2 protein-coding genes are annotated in these 1,557 nt (G+C 62.8%); both read right to left on the bottom strand.

Features of this window, described 5'->3' with window-relative positions; genetic code table 11:
• Nucleotides 1-179 precede the first annotated feature (179 nt).
• On the bottom strand, nucleotides 180-1,115 hold the full coding sequence (locus GSQ92_RS30710; protein WP_216857049.1) for a hypothetical protein: 936 nt from the start codon (nucleotides 1,113-1,115) through the stop codon (nucleotides 180-182).
• Nucleotides 1,112-1,557 (bottom strand): toprim domain-containing protein (locus tag GSQ92_RS30705; protein ID WP_216857048.1); only part of this gene is annotated, 446 nt, incomplete at its 5' end. The genes GSQ92_RS30710 and GSQ92_RS30705, both read right to left, overlap by 4 nt.

The raw sequence follows: 1,557 nt of genomic DNA, 5'->3' as shown, positions 1-1,557 counted from the left end.
GAGGCTCGCATTATTGAGTGATGAGCAGGTTTGGAGTGAACGCTTTGCGATGAGTGTCCTTGGTCTTGGACGACCGAAATTGAATGCGAGCGAACCCCTCGCTCGTGGATATCGAGTGTCAGATCTTGACCGTTGGTTCGATAAACGTCCTGCCGCGCCACGCCCCCCGGCCTGCAATGTCATCGAACCTCGACATGACACTCCTGACCCAACACTTGGACGAGTTCTTCATTGGTTGTGAACACGGTGAACTGTTCATCCAGCAGCCATTCTCCGTCACCGTCTCGCGCACCATCGACGATTATACCTTCGAGGTGCTGGCGCGACGCCTCCCCGAATTCGACATGGACGAAAATGTCGTTGAGACTGTCGCCCGTCAGCGGAATCATGCATTGCCCGCGCGTATCTGCGGGCAAGTGGGAGAATGCAGCTCCCAATGATGCGATCTTAGCCTCGCGTTTGATCGCCGCGGTCAGATCGGCAGGGGCCCCACTATGGGTCCCGCTCGTGAGTTCCCTGAGTTTGGCAAGAAACAATGCCGCGGCACGGCGGGGCGGCCATGGCTGCCAGGGCTCAAAGCCCGCCAAAAGCGGCAGTGGATCGGCTATCATCGGCTCCAACTGGATGCCGAGCGTTTCGCGGATTTCCTCCCGTGACCAGCCGGCGACGTGAAGGGCCTCAGAAGAGGCTGCCAGGTGATCCGCGCGCTTGTGAAGCAACTGGTCCTCAGCCGACCAGGCTGGCAGGCTGTAGCGCACCGCGATCGCCTTCTGCAGGCTCGACGTCAGGGCGCTGAACTCGGATCCGAGATGCGGCTTGAGGGGAGAGATCGGGTCGAAGCCGACGAGTCCCTCATCCGCGTCGTGCAACAATTCCCGCAGCGCTTCTCCGGGCGTCAGCGGCTGGTGTGGCTGTATCTGCTGACGCAGCACCAGCACGAGCAGGCTATGCTGCGTCACGGATAGCGGCAGGTCCCAAATCGAATGTCCACCCCAGCGGTATGTCCGGGAGAGCCCGACCGCCAGATCGAGGTCGGTCCAGTCCGTGGGTTGTGGGGCGATCAGATCCAGTCGTCGCCCGGAGCTCAGCCGAACCCAGGCGCGATCAGGCCTCATACCCGCCTCCCTTGCCGTAGCACGTCATTCCAATCCTTCGCCCCATTGGCCGGCAATAGGCGGCTGACTTTCAGATCCAGGGTTCTCCCCATCTCCGTCAAGCGGTCGGCATAGCCATGGCCCGCGCTGTCATTGTCGGTCGCGATGGCGAGTTCGCTGCCCCCCTGCGTCGCGAGGGCCTGAAGTTGGCGCTCCAAAGCGGCAATCGTGCCCGGCCCCATGCCGCCGGCGGTCGCGGTGTAGAGGGTGTCACCCCGTGATTGCTCGATCGCGGCAACGCTCATCGCGTCGATTGGCGCCTCCGCGACGACCAGACGGCTGACCGAGACAGTGCCGCTGCGGGGCCGCCCGGGCAGCCGGAAGAGTGTCTTCTCGCCGCCGGGGCTGAAGCCGCGGTATTCGGGACCGCGCATTTCAATCCCGGTGAGGCGACCTTCGTTGT

The organism is Acidisoma sp. S159 (assembly GCF_009766125.1).
Classification (GTDB): Bacteria; Pseudomonadota; Alphaproteobacteria; order Acetobacterales; family Acetobacteraceae; genus Acidisoma.
This window is presented reverse-complemented; position numbering and strand designations above follow the sequence as displayed.